The following is a 24,117-nucleotide window of genomic DNA, read 5'->3' as shown; positions in this document are numbered from 1 at the left end:
AGAATATCCGATATAGCTATCAAGGCGTTAAGAATCTTATTCTTAAGCTTCTCATCAGCCAGTTCTTTCTCAAATCTTTTGGACAAACTGAACAGGAGTTTATTTAGATTTAGACATAGTTTAAGATGGACATTTCAAATAAGACAGCCTATGGCTGTTTTATCAAAGTGTATTTATCAATAGGTACGGGCTCATATCCGGCCGGCATTGCTGGTAATTCTCCTGTATGAACATAAGTATCTGGTTTTAGCCCGATTTTTATTTTTTCAACACCATTTTCGATAAAATACTTTACACTCATTTGAGAGTTTAAATAACTTACGACCGGGTCATTAAAAAATAGAAATACCAAGTTTTTTGCGCCTGCAGGACATTCATCACATTTACCTAATGTTGTCCCGTAGATGTTATTATTACCATAGTCCGCCGAATTTGCTTCCATTAAACTTATGGTATTGGTCTGCTGAATACCATTGTGAATATAGCTATACTCACCAATGAGCATATCTGTTGTAAAGTTGCGGAAAGGATTAACCACCTGTGTTTTTTTTCTCAGTACAATGGTTAATGAAGTTGAACCATTAGTGTACTTCCACGTTCCCTGAAATTTATTCAGGTCATTATCTATATCTTTGTAGTATTTTCCAGATTCCTGGCTGTGTGCCAGATATAAAGGTAAAGTTTGTGAACAACCGGAAATTGATAATAATAAAATCGTTATTATAAATATATTTTTCATTACGGTTGTTTTATCAAAACATATTCACCGTATGGAAGCCGCATTTCATCAGGAGCGTTATCAGGTGGCATAAATGAAGTACCGTTTTTAAAGATTTTTGCAATTATCTTTTCAACACCATTTTCATTTTTATAGCGTAATACAATTGCATTATCCAAATACTCTCGTTCAGAATCATTTATAAAAAGAATAACTCGTTTTTCATTTAAAAGGCACTCAGGACATTGTGGATATACTCCCCTATGGACAATACGATTCCCATATATATTATATCCTCCCGTGGTTGATGGAGGATTGCTAAGGATACTTAAAGTATTAACTTTCTCTATTCCATTTTCTATATATTTATATTCTCCAATCAGTAAGTCCTCGTAATAATTTTTCTTTTGGTAGTAGTCAAAAATAATTTTCTTAAACACAATAGTTAAAGTCGTATTCCCTTGTTGAAACTTCCATGTACCTGTATATTTATCAAATTCATTATCAACATCTTTAGTGTAAGTATTCGATTTATGATACATATCACTATGATCTTGTGAAAGAGGTACGATGGTTTGCGCCTTGCATGAAATAGCAATAAAAAAATAAACAGTAAATACAAATATATTTTTCATGATAATTTAATTACAGTTAGTCTTTATTATAGGTTCGTTGGTGTTGGTATTCGAATCATTATTAAGAGATAATTTAGTCCAACCAGTTAAATCATCATTGGCATTATATAATGATATATTCAAATCATTTTCTTTTAAAAATTCTAAAAAAGTTTTCTGATAATTCTGTAAATAACCTATAGGTAATAATGTATTTTCATCAGCTAATTTATCATATCTTTTTCCAATATCGTTAATAAATTTCTTTCTTGAATCTTTATTCGAATAAATATCTAATAACTTTTGTATACTAACATGATCATCTGCACTGATAGCATAAATTCCTTGATTAGTTACTACAATATGTACTGGAATCGTTGGATCTGCAACTCCATTATTCCCTATAAAATTATGACGGGTATAAAAACCACTTAGTATAGCAACATCGTCATGAGAAAACATGGGAGCATGGCTACGGAGATGACAATGTATCCCTCCAAAAAGCATGGCAGACTGAGAATACCGAACAGAACTCTCTCCTGTACTCTGATAAGGCACTTCGGTTGCTATTAGTTTATTTTGCGGGTTTAGCGCCAGGTTATAGCCTTTTTCTTTAGTGCCGCCAAAAACCTGTTCACTATTCAGGGCACGAATAGCATTTTTAACGGCTGCACTTTTTAAAAGCCCTTTTAATTTGTCACAATGCAAAGGCGGCTCTACCCATTCCTCAACTGGCGTGGTCACAAAAACAGGACATCGCGGGCAATGATTAGGAGGTGTAAGTCCCCCTCCTGTTGAAGGATCACCGTCTCCGCCACCGCCGCCACTGCCGCCGCCATCGTCACCAATAGGAACAGTTACCCCCGGATCACCATCGCCGCCGCCGCCAATATCGCCATTAGTAGTATAACAAGTCGTAACCGGAGAGTAAAATAAATGGTTCTGGTCATTACATTCATTGGTAGCAACGTGTACACCGGTGTTGTCCGGACTCCACGCCTGGTCGCACATCAATATTTGTGCGGTTACACAAATGGTGGTTTTATCCATTTCCGAAGCATTATAAACAATCGGCGTAATTTTTACCTGCCCTTTGAATGCAAATGAACCGTGAGCGCTCAGAGATAATGGTTCACTTGGTGTGTACTTTAGGATATAGGCACTTGGTTGTCCTAAACTGTCTACGTTAATTACAAGGTTTTCAAAATAGTCCGGGTTAGAGATTTCTCTTGTAATCTTAAACGTATAAGAAGTTTTACTGCCATCTTCAATGACTTTCGCACCGTGTGGTACAATTGTAAAATTATACTGCCCTTCCATTACCGTACGGGATTTCTCTCTGTTCGCATAAACTGCATTATAGGCATTTACAAATTTGTTTTCACGAAGCAGTTTTTCAAGTGATGCCTCCCTGATATTGATTTTATTCGTATCGTTTTCCCTACGGATTACTTCCTCGTTCAGCTCACAACCAAAAAGAGCAAACAGCATAAAAATTAAAACAGGAAAGCAGGCGCGTAATTTACTATTCTTCATATTGCCACATTTTATTACTGCAAATCTTGCGATTTTATCGTAATGACAATTACAGAAATCCACAAAAAACAAAAATTGAGTATAAGTGCGTATAAAACACCCATATTTACACTTATATGGCATAGGAAATAGCATAAGTATTATTATGCCTCAAAAACAATTTGAGTATGTTTTGTGGATATCCATAAACTTACTTTACTTAAAATTTCTTCAAAAAAAGAATAAAAACACAAACCCATATAAAAATGCTATAGCAGAAAGGGTCAAAATGGAATATTGAAAGATGCGTTCTGACCATAGGATAAATGTGAAGCCATCAAACAAGCAGGAGAGCCCGCCCGGGAGAGTATTGAGATTTACAACCACTAAGGCCGCACATGAGTTGTTTGATGCTTACACCAAACCAAATGCATCAGCAGCACAGAATACAACGAATATCCTTTAAAAAGAAAAAGTTCAAACATTTTAAAAATGTTTGAACTTTTATCAAATTTATAGAATCAAAAATAGTCAGCCTATTTTAGAACTCGTTATTATAAAATCAACTATTTCAGTTTCTTTTTAACTTCCACTTGCTGGAATCCTTCAATAATATCCAATTCTCTGATATCATTGTAGTTTTTGATCTGCATACCGCAATCGTATCCTTTGGAAACTTCTTTCACATCGTCTTTGAAACGTTTCAGTGTTGACAATTCACCAGTGTAAATTACAACGCCTTCACGGATCAAGCGGATTTTAGAGTTTCTGAAGATCTTACCATCGGTAACCATACATCCTGCAATAGTTCCCACTTTCGAAATCTTGAATGTTTCACGAATTTCAGCTGTTCCGGTAATTTCTTCTTTCATTTCCGGAGACAACATACCTTCCATTGCATCTTTCAGATCATCAATTGCATCATAGATGATGGAGTAGCTTCTGATATCGATTTCTTCCTTGTCTGCCAATTGTTTTGCACTTCCGGAAGGACGAACGTTAAATCCGATAATAATCGCATCGGAAGCAGACGCTAACAATACGTCCGATTCTGTAATCGCTCCAACTCCTTTGTGAATAATTCTGATTTGAATTTCTTCTGTAGACAATTTAGAGAAGGAATCCGATAAGGCTTCTACCGAACCATCCACGTCTCCTTTTAGGATAATGTTCAATTCCTTGAACTGACCTAAAGCAATACGTCTTCCGATTTCTGCAAGGGTAATGTGTTTCTGAGTACGAACAGACTGCTCACGCATTAATTGCGTACGCTTAGCAGCAATTTGTTTCGCTTCTCTTTCGTCTTCAAAAACATTGAATTTATCACCTGCTGTCGGCGCTCCGTCCAAACCTAAAATAGAAATCGGGGTTGAAGGACCTGCCTCTTTAACGTTATGACCTCTTTCATCATGCATCGCTTTCACTTTACCATGATGCTTACCGGCCAATACGTAATCTCCGATTCTTAAAGTACCTGCCTGAACCAATACTGTCGAAACGTATCCGCGTCCTTTATCAAGGAATGCTTCTACTACTGTACCTACAGCCGGTTTATTAGGGTTTGCTTTTAAATCTAAGATTTCAGCTTCTAATAATACTTTTTCTAATAGTTCTTTAACTCCTAATCCTGTTTTTGCAGAAATATCATGGGATTGGTATTTTCCACCCCAATCTTCAACCAACAAGTTCATACCTGCCAGTTTTTCTTTAATTTTTTCAGGATTAGCCGTTGGTTTATCCACTTTATTGATTGCAAAAATCAAAGGTACCCCTGCTGCCTGAGCATGGCTGATAGCCTCTTTTGTTTGTGGCATGATATCATCATCCGCCGCAATCACGATAATTACAATATCCGTTACCTGAGCTCCACGGGCACGCATCGCCGTAAAGGCCTCGTGACCCGGTGTATCCAGGAACGTAATTTTCTGACCGTTGTCTAATCGAACACCATACGCTCCGATGTGCTGCGTAATACCTCCGGACTCACCCGCAATAACATTTGCTTTACGAATGTAATCCAATAAGGATGTTTTACCGTGATCCACGTGACCCATTACCGTAACAATCGGCGCTCTGTGGATCAGATCTTCCGGTCTGTCTTCAATAATTTCAATTGCTTCTTCAATATCCGTGGTAATGAATTCTACCTCATAACCAAACTCGTCTGCAACGATAGAAAGCGTTTCCGCATCCAATCTCTGGTTCATGGTTACCATGATACCCAAAGACATACACGTTCCGATAACTTTGGTAATTGGCACATCCATCATGGTTGCAATTTCACCAACCGTAACGAATTCTGTTACTTTCAGTACTTTGCTTCCTTCTTCGATAGCTCTTTGCTCGTCATCCGATTTCTGACGGTGAGAATCTCTCTTGTCTCTTCTGTACTTCGCCGCTTTCGATTTATTTCCTTTACCCTGAAGTCTTTCTAAAGTCTCCTTGATCTGGTTTTTAACTTCTTCTTCCGTTGGCTCAACTTTTGCTACGATAGCAGGACGGTTTCCTTTCTGGAATGACGGCTTGTTCGCCGTAAATTTACCTGGTCCTCCCGGTCTGTTAGCATTGTTACCACCCTGGTTGTTATTACCGCCCTGACCCTGGCCCGGTGTACCCGGAGCTCCCGGTTTGGTCGGAATACGTTTTCTCTTGTTCTTATTATTATTCGAATTGTTCGAATTCTGACCCTGACCTTGTCCGGCATTCTGGTTGTTACCAGTATTCGGCTTGTTTCCGTCTTTCTTAAAGTCTTCTTTCTTCTTTTTCGGTTTATTGAACTGAGAAAGGTCAATGGTTTGACCTGTAAACGTAGTACCGCTTAATTTCTGGTACTGTGTTTCGATTCTCTCTTCTTCCACTACAGGCTCTGCAGTTGCTGCTTTTTCAACCTGAGGTTTCTCTACAGGAGTGATTTTAACAACTTTTTCTTCACGAATAACCTTCTTCTCTTCTTCCTTAGGTTTCACTTCCTCTATTTTTTCAACAGGTTTCTCTTCAACAACAGGTTTCTCCTCCACAACAACAGGCTTCGTTTCCGGTACTGAGACTTTCTCCTCTACTACTTCTGAAGATGGTTTTTCAGTAACAACTTCAGCTTTTTTAGGATTCAGGTCAATTTTACCAATAGCTTTCGGACCAGACAATGTGGCTTTTGCTTTAATGATTTCTTGACGTTGTTTCTCTTCCTCTTGTTTGCGTTTCTCTTCAATCTCGCGCTCTCTTTCTACACGTAATGCCTCTTTTTCTTTCTTTTTCTCTTCACTCACCTCCAGAGAAGCTACTTTTTTACCCTTATCAGCAGAGAATTGACCGCACAAGATAGAATATTCCTCATTAGAAATTTTAGCATTCGGACTTGATTCAATGGTATGCCCTTTTTCTTTCAAATAGTCCACAGCTCTATCCAGAGAAATGTTTAATTCCCTTAAAACCTTGTTTATTCTTATTACTCTTTCTTCAGACATATAATCTTTTTAATATTATCGTAATGCGTGTTGTGTTGTTGTTGTTTGTTGTAATACTTAGGTTATTCTTCGAACTCTTCTCTCAGAATTCTGATAACTTCTAAAATTGTTTCCTCTTCAAGGTCAGTTCTTCTCACTAAATCGGCAACATCCTGATTCAATATGCTTCTCGCAGTATCCAATCCAATTTTAGCAAACTCCTCGATTACCCATCCTTCAATTTCATCTGAGAATTCTGTTAATTCAACATCGTCCTCTTCCTCTGCAATATTACCTTCACGAATTACATCCAGCTCATATCCTGTTAGTAATCCTGCCAGTTTTATATTATGTCCTCCACGTCCGATAGCTTTTGAAACTTCTTCCAGTTTCAAGAACACTTCTGCAGATTTACCTTCTTCATCAATTTTAACCGAAGAAACTTTAGCCGGGCTAAGCGCTCTGGTTATATACAATTGTGTATTGGTTGTATAGTTGATAACATCAATATTTTCATTTCCAAGCTCACGAACGATACCGTGAATACGGGAACCTTTCATCCCCACACAGGCACCAACCGGATCAATTCTGTCATCATACGAATCTACGGCAACTTTCGCTTTTTCACCCGGGATTCTCACAACTTTTTTAACCGTGATCAAACCGTCAAAAACTTCCGGAATTTCCTGCTCAAATAATTTTTCCAGGAATTTCTCTGAAGTTCTGGACATAATGATTTGCGGCTTGTTCCCTTTCAACTCCACATTCTCAATAATTCCTCTAACGTTATCTCCTTTACGGAAGAAATCGGAAGGGATTTGTTTTTCTTTTGGCAATACAATTTCATTTCCTTCATCGTCCACCAAAATAACTGCTTTTGGACGCACGTGATGTACTTCTGCTGTATAAATATCTCCGATTAAATCTTTAAATTGCTTGTAAAGATTTGTATTATCGTGCTCATGAATTTTAGAAATCAGATTTTGACGCAATGCTAAAATAGCTCTTCTTCCTAATTGAATTAATTTCACTTCTTCAGAAACTTCCTCTCCCACCTCAAAATCAGGCTCAATTTTTCGCGCTTCCGATAACGAAATTTCAGAATTTGAATCTTCCACCTCTCCATCAGCAACTACAATACGATTTCTCCATATTTCCATATCTCCTTTATCCGGATTTATAATAATATCGAAGTTATCATCTGAACCATATTTCTTTTTCAATGCATTTCTAAACACATCTTCTAAAATTGCCATTAAGGTAACTCTGTCGATTAGTTTATCGTCTTTAAACTCTGAAAACGATTCGATTAATGCAATATTTTCCATGCAAACTCTTTATTTAAAATGTTATTATAACAATTGCTTCCTTGATATCTGAATAAGGAATTTCTACCTTTTTGTGAACTGTTTCTTTACCTTTCCCGATTTGTTTTGGCTCTCTTGCTGTCCATTCCAAAACAATAAACGCATCTGTTGCTGCTGTCAATGCGGCTTCGATTTTCTCGGTAGCCGTAGTTACTTTCAGCGTTCTGCCGATATTCTTTCTGAACTGTCTTGGCAATTTCAACGGACTGGTTGCTCCCGCAGAAGCTACTTCCAATGAAAAATCCTGTTCTTCGCGATCCAAATTATGCTCTATAGCACGGCTAATATCAATACAGTCCTGAAGACTAACACCGTTATCACCGTCTAAAGTTACAATAATTTTATAAGAATCGGTTATTGCCAAATCAATTAAAAAAAGAGACGGTTTCTGCGACAACCCCTCATTCAGCAACGCGCTAACTTTTTCTTTAAATGCCATATTAGTATAAAAAGAGGGGACTTATTGCCCCCTCATTATTTAGTTCATTAATAAATAACGGCGCAAATATAGTGTTATTTTTTAAATATTGAAAATCAATTGTGTATTGTAATTTAAATTCCTACCTTTATAAAACAGATTTTAACAAATAAACCACAGCAAATCACTACAAATTATTTATTATGAAAAAGATTTTAGTACCAACTGATTTTTCCGATCATGCAGAATACGCCCTAAAAGTTGCCGCTCAAATTGCAAGAAAAAACGACGGAGAAATTGTTTTACTTCACATGCTTGAACTACCACATGAAGGAAGCGATGCTATTGGCAGCGGCCACGAAATCCCTGAAATCATGTTCTTCAAAAAGAAAGCAGAAGAAAGACTAGACGAAATCGCAAATTCTTCCATTTTATCCGGAATAAATGTAACACAGATCACCAAACTGGAAAGAGCTTTTGACGGTGTTCTGGACATCAGCAATAAAAACGAAATCGACTTAATCGTTATGGGTTCTCATGGCGCCAGCGGTTTCAAAGAAATGTTCATTGGTTCCAATACCGAAAAAGTGGTACGTCATTCAGAAGTTCCGGTACTGGTAATCAAAAAAGAATCTGACAATTTTAATGTAGACAAATTTGTTTTCGCTTCCGACTTTACAGACGAGGTTAAAAAACCGTTCGAAAAAGTAGTGGAGTTTGCCAATCAGTTCAATGCTAAAATACATCTACTGATGGTCAACACGCCAAACAACTTTAAATCTACAGCTGTTGCCGAAAAAATGATGGCTGATTTCATCACTCCTTTCAGCATTAACAACTACAGCACACACATTTATAATGATGTAAACGTTGAAAAAGGTGTTTTACACTTCGCCAAAAACATTGATGCCGACTTAATCGGAATCAGCACACACGGAAGAAAAGGAATTTCCCACTTCTTTAACGGAAGTATCAGTGAAGACCTGGTAAACCACGCGAAACGCCCGGTAGTAACTTTCAAAATATAACAAAAGATACCTAAAAGAAAAACCTCTCCGATCGGAGAGGTTTTTTTGTTGGCCTACTAGGACTCGAACCTAGAACGACTGAACCAAAATCAGCTGTGTTACCATTACACCATAGGCCACTAAATCAGTATTGATTTTTTCAGAGGGGCAAATGTAAAATATTTTTTTTATTCTCCAAACAAAGCCGGAAAATTTAACCCGGAAAATCCACTTTCAAAAACACACAAATCCCACACCCCTTAAAACAAAATAACCTCTCAAAATTGAGAGGTTATTTGTTGGCCTACTAGGACTCGAACCTAGAACGACTGAACCAAAATCAGCTGTGTTACCATTACACCATAGGCCACTAAAACCGGCATCATTACTGATTTCCGGGTGCAAATGTAGGACATTTTTTTTACAATCCAAATTTTTGATAAAAAAATATTAAAAAAACATTTTCAGCTTTCTTTCTCCAAAAAAATAGTTTCTTTGTAAAAGAAATTAATCCGAAAAAATAGACAAGTATATATGGTAACATTTAACTTTAAAAAATGGAACACGATCTTAGGATGGTCAACATTTGCAATTGCCTTAATTACTTATTCGCTAACCGTTGAACCCTCGTTAAGTTTCTGGGATTGCGGTGAATACATTGCTACTTCTGCAAAACTGGAAGTAGGTCACCCGCCGGGAGCTCCGTTATTTCAAATGATCGGTGCTTTCTTCGCGATGTTCGCAACAAGCCCTCAAAAGGTCGCTTTAATGGTGAACATGATGTCTGTTTTTTCGAGTGCTTTCACTATTTTATTCATGTTTTGGTCAATGACCATCCTTTTAAAGAAAATTGTTTCCGGCTTTACCGAGTTTGACAAAAACAATGCAATCGTTGTTTTAGGAAGTGCTTTTGTCGGTTCCCTTGCCTTTACCTTTTCAGACAGTTTCTGGTTTAGTGCTGCCGAAGCAGAGGTTTACGCCATGGCATCACTGTTCATTGCAGTATTGTTCTGGCTTGGCTTGCGATGGGAAGAAGACATGCACAGCCCGAGAGGAAACAGATGGCTTTTATTGATTTCGCTAATGATCGGACTTTCTTTTGGTGTCCACTTCATGGCTTTATTAACCATTCCGTCTTTAGGATTACTGTATTATTTTAAAAATTACAAAACCGTTACCATAAAGAACTTCATCATTGCCAATGTGGTAATTGTGGTAATCTTATTCTTTGTCTTTAAGTTCCTGTTACCGTACACACTGGCTTTCTTCGGAAAAATGGAGATTTTCATGGTAAATTCTTTAGGATTGCCGTTTAACTCCGGAACCATTTTCGCAGTCATCTTAATCGTTCTTTTCTTCTATTTCGGATTGCGTTATACAAAAAAGAAGGAAAAACCGCTTTACAATACCTTATTACTTTGTGTATTATTCGTTTTAATCGGATTCTCTACCTGGTTAATGCTGCCCATTCGTGCCAATGCCAATGTGGTTATTAACGAAAACAGACCTTCGGATGCTGCAGAGGTTTTAGCCTATTACAACCGTGAGCAGTACGGAGAACAAAAAACATTCTACGGCCCATTGTTTACCGAAGCCTATGTAGGACTGGACGAAGACAAACCGTATGAAGACGAAAAACCAAACTACGAAAGAGATTATAAAACCGGCACCTACAAAATTGTAAACAACTATGTTAATGCCCGACAAAATACCAGCGACACCCAGAAAGGCTTCCTGCCAAGAATGTGGAGTCCGGACAATGCGGTGAACTACATGACTTTTACACAGCCTGTAAAATTCACCATCAACCCGGAATATTCCCATGAAGACGAACTGGTACAGGTCGTAGCCGAGTTCCGTAACGCTTACAGTTCCGGGAAATTAGGGATTGAAGAATATGATAAATTCTTAAAATCTTACGGCGAATACCTTATCATCGAAAAACCGTCCTTTGTTGACAACATGAAATTCATGTTCGAATACCAGTTTGGTTATATGTACTGGCGTTACTTAATGTGGAACTTTACCGGTCGTCAAAACGACATCCAGGGTAAATATGACACCCAAAACGGAAACTGGCTGAGCGGTATCAAGTTTATAGACGAAATCCGTTTAGGCTCTCAGGACAATCTTCCTGCAGATGTATTAAACAACAAGGCAAGAAATACCTATTATTTCCTTCCTTTTATCTTAGCCGTTATCGGTATGATTTTCCATGCCAAAAAAGATCTTAAAAGCTTCTATGTATTACTGGTTTTATTCTTATTCACCAGTTTAGCACTAAAAGTATTCCTGAACGAAAGACCGTTTGAACCGCGTGAAAGAGATTATGCGCTGGTAGGCTCTTTCTACATCTTTGCCATGTGGTTAGGATTCGGGGTTTATGCGATATACGACGGAATCAAAAATTATTTACAGCCAAAAATTGCAGGACCGGTTGTGATAACTGCCTGTTTACTGGCGGCTCCGGTTTTAATGGCCAAAGAAAACTGGGACGATCACGACCGTTCGAACCGTTATACGGCTGTAGCAATGGCTAAAGCCTACCTGGATTCCTGCGAACCGAATGCGATTTTATTCACCATTGGTGACAACGATACCTTCCCGCTTTGGTATGCTCAGGAAATCGAAGGCTACCGAACAGATGTGAGGATCGTAAACACCCAGCTTTTCACACAAGACTGGTACATCGACCAGATGAAATCGAAAGCATATAATTCCGATCCGCTGCCTATTTCGTTCACACACGACCAATATGTAAAAGGAAAACGCGATTATATGTTCTTCCAGGAATTAACAAAAGAACGCATCGACATCAAACAGTTCATTGACTTTATTAAGAGTGACGATGAGCGAACGCTGTTTACAATTCCAAGAAGCGGACAAAAGATCCACTTCTACCCTACCAATAAAATCAGTATTCCGGTTAACAAGGAAACCGTTATTAAAAACAAAGTGGTAGCGCCACAGTTAAACGATTCTATTGTTTCGGCAATTGATGTGGATATCGAAGGCAGTGCTTTATACATTAACCGTTTAATGATGCTGGATCTGGTTTACAACAACAACTGGAAACGCCCTATCTATTTTACAGGCGGTAGTTTTGGTGACGACGATTATATCTGGATGAAAGATTACCTGCAGCTGGATGGAATGGTGTACAAACTGGTTCCGGTAAAAACACCGATACCGAAAAACGGAAGTCCGCTGGATATGGGTAATATCGATACGGAAAAAATGTACAAAATTGTAATGTCATGGGATTGGGGCAACAGTGGTGATCCGAAAATCTACCACGATCCTGAAACCCGTAAAAACAGTATTTCCTACCGCACGAATTTAGCCCGTTTAACAGAGAAGTTAATCGCAGAAGGCAAAAAGGATAAAGCGAAAAATATTATCGATTTAGCAATGGCTAAAATGCCGATTGACGAATTCGGATTCTATACGTTCGTAGAACCTTTCGCTTCCGGGTATTATGAAATCGGAGAAGTGAATAAAGCCCGTGCGATCTTAACCAGGTTAGCCGGGAAATACCAGGAAAACATCCGTTACTATAAAGGATTAAAGAGTGCCGAACAAAACGATATGTATGTAGACATCGTTACCGACATCGAAAGATACCGTGCGCTTCTGGACATCATGAAACAATATGACAAACCGTTTTACGAAACCAACAAAGTCAAATTCAACAGTTATAACAAAATGTTTGAACGTTTCGCAAGAGACATGGAATAACAACCCGATACAATATGCCAATGAGATTCATTGGCATATTGCTTTTATACCGTCATTACAATGAGTTTCTGGATAAAAACGAACCGCTTTATAAAAGCCATTTTCTTTAATCAGGTTTGGGATGTCCCGAATACAAAGAACAGGATATACCTTACTTTCGACGACGGACCTACTCCCGAAATAACGGAATGGGTTTTAGCCGTTTTACAGGAACACCACATCAAGGCCACCTTTTTTTGCATTGGCAACAACATCGATAAACATCCTGATATTTTCAGGAAGCTCATCGCTCACGGGCACACGATTGGTAACCATACCTACAACCACCTGAAAGGATGGCAAACAAAACAGTCGGAATATATTGAAAACACGGAAGCCTGCCGTAAAGCCATACTAAAGCATTCCGGCAGCAAAACAGCCTCCTGCCTGTTCAGACCGCCTTATGGCAAAATAAAGCCGTTACAATCGCGCCAATTGCGAAAATCAGGCTACAAAATAATCATGTGGGATGTGATCAGCATGGACTTTGACAAGACCATTACACCGGAACAATGTCTTGAAAATGTAGTTAAAAACACGACACCGGGAAGTATAGTCGTATTTCACGATAGCGTAAAGGCTTTTAAAAACCTCGAACATACGCTGCCAAAAGCCATACAGCTTTTAAAAGAAAAAGGATTTGAATTTGGTGTATTAAATTAGTATTGCTCCTGAACCAGCGCAATGATCGTATTGGCATCCAGCTCTCCGGATTGTCTCCATACCATCTGTCCGTCTTTATAAATCATTAAAGTCGGTAGTCCTTTAATACGTAGCGCTTCTGCCAGTTCCTGGTTTTTATCGATATCAATTTTAATCACTTTGGCTTTATCACCCAAAGCGGCCGCAACATCTCTGATAACCGGATGCATCGAAACAGAAGGTTCGTTCCAGTCCGTATAAAAATCAATCAGCACTGGTACTTGTGCATTGATAAGTTCTCCAAATTTTGACATAGCTTACAAGTTTAATATACTTTAAAGATACTTTTACAATCTATTATCTATACAAATGTAGCATTTTTAACGAATTACGCTACTTTTTCGCCTTTTTTTAGTTCGATAACCGTTATTTCCGGCCAGATGCCAACCCGTCCCGGATAGGCGTGGAATCCGAATCCGCGGTTCACATAAACATATTTACCAACCTCTTCATACAATCCGGCCCATTGTTTGTAAACGTATTCAATTGGACTCCATTTAATTATACCCGGAATTTCAATTCCGAACTGCAAACCGTGCGTGTGTCCGCTCAGCGTTAAATGGAAATGCTTGTCGTGCTGTTTCACCTCGGCATCCCAATGCGACGGATCATGGCTCATCAGAATTTTAAAGTCCTCTTTTACCAATCCTTCCGAAGCTTTGTTTAAATCGCCCGCCTGTTTGAACTTTACACCCCAGTTTTCAACACCAACAAGCGCTATTTCATCGGAACCTTTTTTGATTTTTACATTTTCATTAAGCAACAGCCTGAAATCAATTTGACGGTGTAAATCCTTAATCGCCTTGAAATTTTCATCTTTGGCTTTTTGCGAAGGCCAGTCAACATATTCCCCGTAATCATGGTTCCCCAAAACGGAATATTTCCCTAATGCCGGTGTTTTAATTTTCCGGAAAGTCTCAATCCACGGATGCATTTCTTCGGCATGTGTATTCACAATATCCCCGGTAAACAGGACAATATCCGATTGCTGCTCGTTTATCAGATCGATCGCATAACTGATTTTTTCAGGATTATCAAAACTGCCGCTGTGCACATCCGAAATTTGCGTGATCGTAGTCCCGTCAAAACTATCCGGAAGATCCGGGAAAAATATCGTCTGACGGATCACCTTGAAATTGTATTTCCCTTTCGTCATACCATACAGCAAAGAGCTGAAAGGAATCAGCGCTACCATAATGGCAACCTGGCTTACAAACTTTCTTCTTTCCGGAATGGCTTCTTTTATATTGTCAACCTGAGTGAAGTAGTTGATCACGGTGGCGAACATACGGAAAATATCTTCTCCTAATAATATGATCGCGATCAGCAGTTTGGGTAAAAGCGTTATCAAAAGCAGTCCCATCGTAAAGAGCGTCTGTCTGTTCTGCCCTGTTCTTTTATCAAACTGGCTGAAGGAGTAAATCAGATACACAAAAATCAGCAGGCTTATCACCTGATAAGCAATCAGTATCCATCGCTCTTTTGTAATTGTTTTAAATGCCTGGAAAGCATACAGCTCAACCAGTAGTAAAATTATCCCTATAAAAACTAAACGCATCATCATAAATTAATAAACAAAGTAACAAAGAATGCCCTTACTCTTGGTTTTATATTAGCAATATTTTAACTATACCCTGTCATTACTCCGGACTTATCAAAATACCCGCAAAGAGACTATCAATATACATTTTGTTTTAACAAAAATCAAACTGATTAATCAGCATAAGCCAAAATGATTATTTTTGCCGCAAACCTTACAAAATGAGAAAAATCCTATTTTTACTTTTTGCTTTTAGCCTGACTTCAGCCTATTCGCAAGAAGTATTGACCGCACAGTCCAGAGGACGTGTTTTCAATGCCGGCAACCAGCGCCTGACCACAAGTGAAGTCCGCAGCCTGATGCAGACCAATGCAGAAGCATTAAAACTGTATAATGCCGGAAGAAATAAAAAAACATTCGGAAACATCCTGATTGCTGCCGGATCCGGAATGATTGCCGGAAACCTTTTGTACAATCTTACCACCGACAGCGATTCTAAAGTGACCCAGCATAATTTTGGTGCCGGGCAAGTCACTACCGTTGAAAAAGAAAAACAAAAGTTCACAGTAGCCGCCATTGGTCTGGCCGCCATAATTGTGGCCATCCCGATAAAAATAGGCTATACCAAAAAAGTAAAAAAAGCCGTGGATATGATGAATACAGACCTAAAAAATCAAAACCAGGGTTTTATCGAATCTTCTGCTATTATTGCCAATGGCAACGGATTGGGCATTCAGCTTTCCTTCTAAGCACACACTTTTCAATACAAACGATACAACCAGAGCAAAATGCTCTGGTTTTTTTATACAATCCGTTCCTGCCCAATCCAACCAAACCAAAAATATTAACCTATAATTTTATTCAGAATACAATCTAACCGTTAAATAATTCCGCATCCCAAAAATATATTTCCAATATTATCACAAAAAACTAAAAAACGGCTTCTGTTATTTTTATTTAATCTAAATAAATAAATTTGCAAAGACTTAATTAAATGATTTATGAAGAAAATATACTTACTCTTTACTGTTGTTTTCCTTTCCCAGCTGGATTGTAAAGCACAGTTATTAACGCAAAACAGTGCTGTGTTTACCGGAGTATTTTATGGTGACTGCGTGGCAGCCGACTTTAACGGTGACGGTAAAAAAGAAATGCTGGTAACGGGTGCCTTACCCGGTTATGACAGCTTTACAGCCTTATACGAATTGGGTCCTGACGGATTTGTAATGAATACGGCAAACAATTTTACGCCAATAATGTATTCTGCAGTGGCTGTTGGCGATATCAATAACGACGGACACCTTGACTTTGCCATTACCGGTACCGAGTCTATTAACGAAACCCAGGTTTTTGAAATTTACTATGGCAACGGTAACAACACATTCAGCAAAGTAGCAATACCTTCCATAGTTCCTACCAATTACGGTTCTATCGGATTAGCCGACCTGAATCAGGATGGTCACATGGACATACTGGTGAACGGTATCAACGATACAGACAGTGTTACCAAAGTGTACTTCCAGACCGGAAATACCGGTGTTTTCGAACCGTCAAACATCAATTTATTAGGAACAAACTTTAGCGCAACCAAAATATTCGATGCTAATTCAGACGGATTACCAGACATATTGGTAACCGGATACAGCACAGCCTATGTACCGGAAACAAAACTATACATCAATCAGGGAAATGGTCAGTTTACCAGCCATAACAGCAGTTTAAACTCGGTTTATTTCTCTTCAATTGATACCGCAGACATTAACGGCGACGGTCATTTAGATATCTTATTATCCGGAATGAGCGACACGTTCGAACCGATACTTCACGCATATTTAAACGACGGAGCCGCACATTTTGCACCAATTGGCTCCTCTTTCTTAGGAACTTATTACGGCAGCTCCCGCTTTATTGACTACAACAACGACGGTCTTCTGGACATCTTTACCATGGGTTCCAATGCTGACGGAGACAACAAACTGGCTTTATACAAAAACAACGGCGACGGAACATTCAGCCAGGATGTTACAAACGCTGCTCCGCTGAATCCTTTAACCATGTCCCGCGCTTTATGCTTTGACTATGACAATGACGGCGATACCGATTTGTTTATCATGGGGTATGAAGACAATGATCTGGCAAAATCGATCCTGTACACCAACAATTCCGTTCAGGACTGTACTCCGGTATTCCAATACAATGCCGACAGTAATATGATTACCAATGTTACATTCGGTACGATTAACAATACTTCTCCTTTCCAATCGGGAACAACACCGGTATATGAAGATTTTACCAACATCAGCACACCGGTTATCAAAGGACAAACCTATCCTATCGCAGTAAAAGGACCATCCAGTTCTTTCCCGAGCGATGTAATGGTATATATCGATTTCAACCAGAACGGCAACTTTAATGATGCCGGCGAAGGTTTCTATATTGGCCAGCTTGCTCCGGCAAATCCGGCAAATGCCAATACCCTAACGGCCAATATTGCTATTCCGGCGAATGCCGCAACCGGAACTACGAAAATGAGAATTATCAAGAATACGAATGTAGCGGCTTTGAGCAATCCAGCTGCGCCAAACACCATTAACGATCCTTGTGACACCACATTAAGAGCCGGGCAAACAGAAGATTACAGTATTGCCATTGAAAGCGCTGTGGTTTGCCAGGAACCGGCAGAACCGGTAGGATCATTAGGCTGCATAACGTTTACTTACCAGGGCAATACGGTTACCTATACTACCGTTAGAGGTGCCGACAGAAACATCTGGCTACAGCAAAACTTAGGAACGCCTGCTGTAGCAACTTCCTCTACCGATGAAAACTCTTTTGGAGATTTATTCCAATGGGGACGTTGGGACGATGGACACCAATTGAGAACTTCTTCAACGGTTTTATCGCCGGCAGCAAACAATCCTTCAGGAATCGGAACCGGAAACCCGAACTTCTTTACATCCGGACCGGCATGGTGGAACGGTAACATTTTGACGGACGAATGGACTGCCGCAACACCGGCAGCAGCAACCAGCACAAAAGGTTGTGACCCTTGTAAAGCATTAGGTAACGGATGGCGATTGCCAACACAAACAGAATGGGAAGAAATTGCCGTGAAAGAAGTGATTACATCACCCGGAAAAGCGTATGACAGTAATTTAAAACTAACCGTAGGCGGAAACAGAGATACCAGCGGAAATGCTAACTATAAAGGACAAAGAGGTTATTACTGGAGCAGTACCACAAGCAGTATCGGAGCGAAATACTTCTATTTCAGCAGTGCGATAATCAACCCGTCTGCCGGAGGACCACGTGGTCAGGGATCGGCAGTGAGATGTTTCAAACAAGGTACTAATTTAGGCCTGCACGAAACCGCTAAAGCCCGTTTCACGGTTTATCCGAATCCGACAAATACAATCGTAAATATCGATACGGAACAAACGGATATCACTGTAAAAATATTCAACCAGCTTGGACAGCAGATCATCGTTGCGAAATCGAAATCAATCGATCTTTCCAGTCTGGCAGCAGGAATATACATCCTGAAAATAGATGGTGAAAACGGTGAAACCTACTCCCAGAAAGTAGTAAAACAATAAGGTGAAAGAAAACACCTCAAATAAAAGAGGCTGATTGTACAATCAGCCTCTTGATATTTTATAGCGAGAAAAACAATTATTTTTTCTCTGATTTCATTTTTGAATTCTCTGCTTTAGCATCCGTTTTTTTAGCCTCTTCTTTTTTAGCTTCAGCTTTCATTTCGGTTTTAGCGTGTTTGTGTGTTTTAACTGTTTTTGCTGGTTCAGTTTGAGCGAAAGTCATTGCTGCAGATCCTAGTAATACAGCAACTAGCATTAATTTTTTCATGATATAAAAGTTTTAATGATTAATTTATGAGTCAAAGTTATATCGCGAAAATGAAGCTAAAATGAAGATTTATCCTTCCCGGAAAAATTAACTTTTATTTAGCTTTTTGCCGGTAAATGGAAAAGCAGTGAAAAAACACTGCCGCTATCCGGCTCTGAGGTTACCGCAATCTCAATATGATGAAAATGCGCTATCGTATGCGCAATAGCCAGCCCAAGTCCTTGTCCTTCCACTTTTAAATTCATCCGGGCAAAACGATTAAAAAGCTTCGAAACCTGTTCCGGATCAATTCCGCAGCCGGTATCGGAAACCGAAAACCGGTATATCCCGGATTCAAAAGCATCCGAAAGAATTATCTTTCCGCCTTCTTTATTATACTTTATAGCATTCACCAGTATATTGAACAGTAAGATATGAATAAGTGTTTTATTCCCCTGGAATGAATAGGACGTACTCATTGTATTTATAACGGTAATGTTCCGGTCCCTGATCCGGTCCTCCAGTTCCAAAAGCAATTCTTTCAGCAATTCCTGCAACGCGATCGTTTCATCGGCCTGAAACTGATTGTTCTCAATCCTGGAAATCAGCAACAGATTATTGATAATCTTTTTTAAGGTATCCAAAGTCCGAAGCGAACTGACTATTTTGTCGAGTCCTTCATCGTTAATCGATTCGTTTACCAGCAGGTTTTCAAACCGGCTTCTCAGGATCGCGATCGGCGTTAGCAATTCGTGCGACACATTCGCAATAAACTGTTTCTCTTTATTAATAACATCCTGCATTCTGCCCATCATCTGATTCAAGGCCGTATCCAGTTCTTTAAAATCATCGGAATGTGACGGAATCATTTCATAATTAAACGCTTCCGGATTATCAATATACCTGATTTTTCTGTCGATAATACGGTAAAACGGCCGTAACAGGTAATCAATAAAAAAAGCCTCAAACAAAAAGGTCAGCAAGACCAGACCTATCAGTACGGCTACGGTAAAAGAACGGATCACAAAATACAGATCCTTTACCTGAGCCAGGTTATTCCCTATTTCCAGCAGATATGATTTGCCTTCATATTTAAAAAAATACTGCAGTATGCGGTATTCGTTCTTTTCCTTTTCAATAATTCTGGGTGCCGTTATAAAAACCGTTTTCGGTTCCACCTTTACACTGTCGGGAATACGGGACAGCTGCAAAAACTCGCTGTGCAGGTTGGAAAAACTGGCATAGGTATCGTCCATTGTATTGTTCGACAAAAAATCATTGATCTCCTCATTATTAAGGTTCTTGATAAACTTCTGCTTTTTCTCCGTTAAGCTGGTCGTGATATGCCGGAAAACCACTTTTTCAACCAGTATCGGCAAGGCAAACCACAACACTACAATAAGTGTAATTCTGGTGAGAATACTAAAGGTCGCGATCTGATGTTTAAATTTCATCGGCTGTTCATTCGTTAATGCGATATCCTACATTCCGGACCGTTTCAAACCAATCCAGCTTTTCGTGTTTTTCCAGTTTTTTCCTCAGGTTTCGGACATGCACGTCTATAAAATTGGAATCGGAATTGATTTCCAGTATATCGCCCCAGATATGCTCTGTGAGCTGCAAACGGGTAACCACCCTGTTTTTGTTGAGCACCAGGTACTGAAAAACGTCAAATTCCTTTTTTGTTAAGCTAATCGACTGTTCCCCGTGCCGGACTTTATAATCCTGCAACTGAATCCGGAAACCGTGAATCGGCAGTTCATTCATTGTAAAACCGTGTATCCGGCGGATCACGGCAAACAAACGGGCGCTCAATTCCGTCAATGCAAACGGTTTGGTCAGGTAATCGTCTGCTCCCAGATGAAAACCATTGATCCGGTCATCCAGTTCTCCTCTGGCAGTGATTACAATAATGCCCATCTTCGATTTATTCTTCCGGATGGTTTTTAGCAAATCCAGACCGTCGCCGTCCGGCAGTCCTAAATCCAGCAACATCACATCATATTCGTTTCTGTCAATTTCATCGAGTGCCGCTTTGCAGTTCTTTTTTACCGTACAGATATAGCCGCTATCGGTCAGGAAACGCATAAGCTCCCCGGCTAATTCCTGATGGTCTTCCACAACAATAATATTCATACGGATAATAGCATTAAAATCTATTAAAATTACAGAATAATCCCCATAATAAATGCGATTGCCAATAAAATTTCCGGGGTATTGAATCCTATAAATATTGGATTCCTTATTTTTACATTCAAATATCATTATCATGTCACAACAAAAACGCCTTTTTCTTCTTGATGCTTATGCATTAATCTTTCGCGGCTATTATGCTTTTATCAAAAATCCCCGCATAAACTCCAAAGGATTAGACACTTCAGCTGTTATGGGATTCATGAATTCCCTGATGGATGTTATTAAAAGAGAAAAACCGGGTTATCTGGCTGTTGCTTTTGACAAAGGCGGAAGTGATTTCAGAAACCAGATGTTTCCGGAATATAAAGCCAATCGTGATGAAACTCCCGAAGCGATAAAAATTGCCGTTCCCTACATACAGGAAATTTTAAGAGCCATGCATATTCCCATTATGGAATTACCGGGCTATGAAGCTGATGATCTGATCGGAACACTGGCAAAACAAGCCGAAAAAGAAGGCTATACGGTTTATATGGTTACGCCCGATAAAGATTTTGCACAGCTGGTTTCCGAAAATATTTTTATGTACCGCCCGGCACGAATGGGGAATGATATCGAGATCTGGGGTGTTCCTCAGGTACTTGAAAAATTTGAAATTGAAAGACCGGAACAGGTAATCGACTTCCTGGGCATGATGGGTGATGCTGTCGACAATATTCCGGGACTACCGGGAGTGGGCGAAAAAACAGCCAAAAAATTACTGAAAGAATACGGTTCTATGGAAAACCTCTTGGCCAATACCCATGAGCTGAAAGGAAAAATGAAAGAGAATATCGAAGCCAATGCCGAAAAAGGGATCATGTCCAAAACACTGGCAACGATCCTTTTGGACTGCCCGGTAACTTTTGATGAAAAAGACTTTGAACTGTCCCGTCCGGATGTTGAAAAAACGGAAGCCATATTCCAGGAACTGGAATTCCGGAGAATGAAAGAACAGTTCGACAAACTGTTTGCCGACGGATCGGAATTTGACGAAATCAATACCAATAATTTAGAACCTTCGGCATCGACTGTTTCCAAAACCACTCGGAAATCGGCTAAAAACGAAGACCAGTTCTCATTATTTGGTGAAGCGGCTCCGGCCGAAACAGCCGCTGCGGCACACAACAGTTACTACAATACATTAGAAAACACCAGTCATAATTACCAGATTGTACAAGGCGACCTGGGCATTAAACTAATGCTGCAAAACCTGCTACAGCAATCGGAAGTATGTTTTGATACCGAAACAACAGGCCTCGATGCCTTACATGCCGAACTGGTTGGAATTGCCTTTTCTTTCGAAAAAGGAAAAGGATTTTATGTACCGTTTCCGGAAAACCAGGACGAAGCAAAAGCACTGCTTGAAAAACTGCTGCCGTTCTTTGAAAACGAAAACATTACCAAAATAGGGCAAAACCTGAAATACGATTTAAAAGTATTGTCCAATTATGATGTGGTTGTAAAAGGAAAACTTTTTGACACCATGATTGCCCATTACCTGATCAATCCGGATATGCGCCACAACATGGACGTACTGGCGGAAACCTATTTAAAATATTCGCCGAAATCCATTGAAACCCTGATTGGTAAAAAAGGGAAAAATCAAAAATCCATGCGCGATGTGGAACTGGAAGATGTTAAGGAATATGCTGTGGAAGATGCCGATATTACGTTACAGCTAAAAGAACTATTCTCGGAACAGCTGGATAAAACAGGTACTAAAAAACTGTTTGACGACATTGAAATCCCATTGGTTACCGTTCTGGCAGCTATGGAACGCGAAGGAATCCGTCTGGATGTTGATTTTCTGAAATCGCTATCGAAAGAACTGGATAACGATATTAAAGTTTTTGAACAGCAAATCTATGAAACTGCCGGGGAGAAATTCAACCTGGCTTCTCCGAAACAATTAGGAGATATCCTTTTCGATAAATTAAAGATTGGCGGAGCCAAACAAAAGAAAACCAAAACCGGACAATATGCAACCGGTGAGGAAGTGCTGAGCTACCTTGCCAACGAACATGAAATTGTCAAAAACATTCTGGACTGGCGCCAATTGGTTAAACTTCAGAACACCTATATTGATGCGTTACCGAACCAGGTAGACAAAGTAACCCAGCGGGTGCATACCGATTATATGCAAACGGTTGCCGCAACCGGCCGATTGAGTTCGAACAATCCGAACCTGCAAAACATTCCGATCCGTACCGAAAGAGGCCGTCAGATCCGGAAAGCTTTTGTAGCAAGAGATGAAAACTACACACTGGTTTCTGCCGATTACTCTCAGATAGAACTGCGCATTATCGCGGCCTTAAGCGGAGAACAAAACATGATCAATTCGTTCCGGAACGGAGAAGACATTCACGCTTCCACAGCTGCAAAAGTATTCAACGTGCCTCTGGAAGAAGTAACCCGCGAACAGCGTAGCCATGCCAAAACCGTTAACTTCGGGATCATATATGGTGTATCTGCTTTTGGTTTGAGCAATCAGACCTCTCTGAGCCGTTCCGAAAGTAAGGAACTTATTGACACCTATTACCAGACCTATCCAAGACTGAAAGCCTATATCCAGGAACAAATGGAATTTGCCAGAAATCACGGTTATGTACAAACCGTTTTGGGCAGACGCCGTTATTTAAAAGACATCAACTCTGCGAATGCCGTTGTGAGAGGTGCCGCCGAACGAAATGCCGTTAACGCCCCTATTCAGGGTAGTGCTGCCGATATTATCAAGATAGCGATGATCAATATTCACAAACGCCTGATTGCCGAAAACTGGAAAAGTAAAATGCTGCTGCAGGTACACGATGAGCTTGTTTTTGACGTGCACAACAGTGAATTGGAGAAAATTCAGCCAATGATCAAACACGAAATGGAGAACGCTTTTATACTGGAAGTTCCTTTGAAAGTAGAATTAGGTCACGGAAAAGACTGGCTACAAGCCCATTAGAACAATCTCCTTCCGTTTCCCAATTATTTCATACCATATCATCAA

General features: G+C 39.6%; 17 protein-coding genes and 2 tRNA genes. 6 read left to right on the top strand and 13 right to left on the bottom strand.

Annotated elements, in window-relative coordinates:
* Positions 1–148: 148 nt before the first annotated feature.
* The 6 genes from HW120_RS05300 to rimP all read right to left on the bottom strand — a co-directional run bounded on the left by HW120_RS05300 (position 149) and on the right by rimP (position 8,096).
* On the bottom strand, positions 149–739 hold the full coding sequence (locus HW120_RS05300) for a DUF6705 family protein (RefSeq protein WP_177731612.1): 591 nt from the start codon (positions 737–739) through the stop codon (positions 149–151).
* Positions 739–1,353 (bottom strand): DUF6705 family protein, encoded by a 615-nt coding sequence (locus HW120_RS05295; protein ID WP_177731609.1) that lies wholly within the window; start codon positions 1,351–1,353, stop codon positions 739–741. The genes HW120_RS05300 and HW120_RS05295 overlap by 1 nt, the downstream gene beginning before the upstream one ends.
* A 6-nt stretch (positions 1,354–1,359) precedes the next feature.
* Positions 1,360–2,868, bottom strand: coding sequence for a hypothetical protein (locus tag HW120_RS05290; RefSeq protein WP_177731606.1), 1,509 nt, complete (start codon positions 2,866–2,868; stop codon positions 1,360–1,362).
* A 545-nt stretch (positions 2,869–3,413) separates the two neighbouring features.
* A complete protein-coding gene (infB, locus tag HW120_RS05285; RefSeq protein ID WP_177731603.1) occupies positions 3,414–6,311 on the bottom strand; it encodes a translation initiation factor IF-2 in 2,898 nt (965 codons plus the stop codon).
* A gap of 62 nt (positions 6,312–6,373) precedes the next feature.
* Positions 6,374–7,618 carry a transcription termination factor NusA gene (gene nusA / locus HW120_RS05280; protein ID WP_177731600.1) on the bottom strand — a complete coding sequence of 415 codons (1,245 nt, stop codon included), beginning with the start codon at positions 7,616–7,618 and terminating at the stop codon, positions 6,374–6,376.
* A gap of 13 nt (positions 7,619–7,631) precedes the next feature.
* Positions 7,632–8,096, bottom strand: coding sequence for a ribosome assembly cofactor RimP (gene rimP / locus HW120_RS05275; protein ID WP_177731597.1), 465 nt, complete (start codon positions 8,094–8,096; stop codon positions 7,632–7,634).
* Positions 8,097–8,278: 182 nt separating this feature from the next.
* On the opposite strand from rimP, the gene HW120_RS05270 reads away from it, so the two are divergent.
* Positions 8,279–9,103, top strand: a complete 825-nt coding sequence (locus HW120_RS05270; protein ID WP_177731594.1) for a universal stress protein — start codon at positions 8,279–8,281, stop codon at positions 9,101–9,103.
* A 48-nt stretch (positions 9,104–9,151) separates the two neighbouring features.
* Here HW120_RS05270 and HW120_RS05265 read toward each other — a convergent pair.
* Together HW120_RS05265 and HW120_RS05260 are read right to left on the bottom strand one after the other, a co-directional pair.
* Positions 9,152–9,222, bottom strand: a tRNA-Gln gene (locus tag HW120_RS05265).
* Between the two features lie 159 nt (positions 9,223–9,381).
* A tRNA-Gln gene (locus HW120_RS05260) sits at positions 9,382–9,452 on the bottom strand.
* Between the two features lie 164 nt (positions 9,453–9,616).
* On the opposite strand from HW120_RS05260, the gene HW120_RS05255 reads away from it, so the two are divergent.
* Entirely contained in the window at positions 9,617–12,820 is a 3,204-nt protein-coding gene (locus tag HW120_RS05255) for a glycosyltransferase family 117 protein (protein ID WP_177731591.1), read from the top strand.
* A 60-nt stretch (positions 12,821–12,880) separates the two neighbouring features.
* On the top strand, positions 12,881–13,522 hold the full coding sequence (locus HW120_RS05250) for a polysaccharide deacetylase family protein (protein ID WP_177731588.1): 642 nt from the start codon (positions 12,881–12,883) through the stop codon (positions 13,520–13,522).
* On the opposite strand, the gene HW120_RS05245 is transcribed toward HW120_RS05250, so the two are convergent.
* Together HW120_RS05245 and HW120_RS05240 are read right to left on the bottom strand one after the other, a co-directional pair.
* A complete protein-coding gene (locus tag HW120_RS05245) occupies positions 13,519–13,815 on the bottom strand; it encodes a thioredoxin family protein (protein ID WP_177731584.1) in 297 nt (98 codons plus the stop codon). The two genes, HW120_RS05250 and HW120_RS05245, sit on opposite strands and share 4 nt — an antisense overlap.
* Before the next feature lie 74 nt (positions 13,816–13,889).
* On the bottom strand, positions 13,890–15,125 hold the full coding sequence (locus HW120_RS05240) for a metallophosphoesterase (protein ID WP_177731581.1): 1,236 nt from the start codon (positions 15,123–15,125) through the stop codon (positions 13,890–13,892).
* A 197-nt stretch (positions 15,126–15,322) separates the two neighbouring features.
* Between HW120_RS05240 and HW120_RS05235 the strand changes: the two genes are divergently transcribed.
* Positions 15,323–15,850 (top strand): hypothetical protein, encoded by a 528-nt coding sequence (locus tag HW120_RS05235; RefSeq protein WP_177731578.1) that lies wholly within the window; start codon positions 15,323–15,325, stop codon positions 15,848–15,850.
* A 252-nt stretch (positions 15,851–16,102) separates the two neighbouring features.
* On the top strand, positions 16,103–18,697 hold the full coding sequence (locus HW120_RS05230) for an FG-GAP-like repeat-containing protein (protein WP_177731575.1): 2,595 nt from the start codon (positions 16,103–16,105) through the stop codon (positions 18,695–18,697).
* Positions 18,698–18,773: 76 nt separating this feature from the next.
* On the opposite strand, the gene HW120_RS05225 is transcribed toward HW120_RS05230, so the two are convergent.
* The 3 genes from HW120_RS05225 to HW120_RS05215 form a co-directional block, all read right to left on the bottom strand.
* Positions 18,774–18,965, bottom strand: coding sequence for a hypothetical protein (locus HW120_RS05225; RefSeq protein ID WP_177731572.1), 192 nt, complete (start codon positions 18,963–18,965; stop codon positions 18,774–18,776).
* Positions 18,966–19,063: 98 nt separating this feature from the next.
* A complete protein-coding gene (locus HW120_RS05220) occupies positions 19,064–20,398 on the bottom strand; it encodes a sensor histidine kinase (RefSeq protein ID WP_177731568.1) in 1,335 nt (444 codons plus the stop codon).
* A 7-nt stretch (positions 20,399–20,405) separates the two neighbouring features.
* A complete protein-coding gene (locus HW120_RS05215; RefSeq protein WP_177731565.1) occupies positions 20,406–21,080 on the bottom strand; it encodes a response regulator transcription factor in 675 nt (224 codons plus the stop codon).
* A 133-nt stretch (positions 21,081–21,213) separates the two neighbouring features.
* On the opposite strand from HW120_RS05215, the gene polA reads away from it, so the two are divergent.
* Positions 21,214–24,072, top strand: a complete 2,859-nt coding sequence (gene polA / locus HW120_RS05210; protein ID WP_177731562.1) for a DNA polymerase I — start codon at positions 21,214–21,216, stop codon at positions 24,070–24,072.
* Positions 24,073–24,117 lie beyond the last annotated feature (45 nt).

This window comes from Flavobacterium inviolabile, from assembly GCF_013389455.1.
Taxonomy (GTDB): domain Bacteria; phylum Bacteroidota; class Bacteroidia; order Flavobacteriales; family Flavobacteriaceae; genus Flavobacterium; species Flavobacterium inviolabile.
Note: the sequence above shows the minus strand (reverse complement) of the source record. Positions and strands in the feature narration are given on the sequence as shown.

Bases quoted from the DNA above. Each gene is read 5' to 3' on its own strand.
- HW120_RS05300 (WP_177731612.1), bottom strand. From the start codon at position 739: ATGAAAAATATATTTATAATAACGATTTTATTATTATCAATTTCCGGT.
- HW120_RS05295 (WP_177731609.1), bottom strand. From the start codon at position 1,353: ATGAAAAATATATTTGTATTTACTGTTTATTTTTTTATTGCTATTTCA.
- HW120_RS05290 (WP_177731606.1), bottom strand. From the start codon at position 2,868: ATGAAGAATAGTAAATTACGCGCCTGCTTTCCTGTTTTAATTTTTATG.
- infB (WP_177731603.1), bottom strand. From the start codon at position 6,311: ATGTCTGAAGAAAGAGTAATAAGAATAAACAAGGTTTTAAGGGAATTA.
- nusA (WP_177731600.1), bottom strand. From the start codon at position 7,618: ATGGAAAATATTGCATTAATCGAATCGTTTTCAGAGTTTAAAGACGAT.
- rimP (WP_177731597.1), bottom strand. From the start codon at position 8,096: ATGGCATTTAAAGAAAAAGTTAGCGCGTTGCTGAATGAGGGGTTGTCG.
- HW120_RS05270 (WP_177731594.1), top strand. From the start codon at position 8,279: ATGAAAAAGATTTTAGTACCAACTGATTTTTCCGATCATGCAGAATAC.
- HW120_RS05255 (WP_177731591.1), top strand. From the start codon at position 9,617: ATGGTAACATTTAACTTTAAAAAATGGAACACGATCTTAGGATGGTCA.
- HW120_RS05250 (WP_177731588.1), top strand. From the start codon at position 12,881: ATGAGTTTCTGGATAAAAACGAACCGCTTTATAAAAGCCATTTTCTTT.
- HW120_RS05245 (WP_177731584.1), bottom strand. From the start codon at position 13,815: ATGTCAAAATTTGGAGAACTTATCAATGCACAAGTACCAGTGCTGATT.
- HW120_RS05240 (WP_177731581.1), bottom strand. From the start codon at position 15,125: ATGATGATGCGTTTAGTTTTTATAGGGATAATTTTACTACTGGTTGAG.
- HW120_RS05235 (WP_177731578.1), top strand. From the start codon at position 15,323: ATGAGAAAAATCCTATTTTTACTTTTTGCTTTTAGCCTGACTTCAGCC.
- HW120_RS05230 (WP_177731575.1), top strand. From the start codon at position 16,103: ATGAAGAAAATATACTTACTCTTTACTGTTGTTTTCCTTTCCCAGCTG.
- HW120_RS05225 (WP_177731572.1), bottom strand. From the start codon at position 18,965: ATGAAAAAATTAATGCTAGTTGCTGTATTACTAGGATCTGCAGCAATG.
- HW120_RS05220 (WP_177731568.1), bottom strand. From the start codon at position 20,398: ATGAAATTTAAACATCAGATCGCGACCTTTAGTATTCTCACCAGAATT.
- HW120_RS05215 (WP_177731565.1), bottom strand. From the start codon at position 21,080: ATGAATATTATTGTTGTGGAAGACCATCAGGAATTAGCCGGGGAGCTT.
- polA (WP_177731562.1), top strand. From the start codon at position 21,214: ATGTCACAACAAAAACGCCTTTTTCTTCTTGATGCTTATGCATTAATC.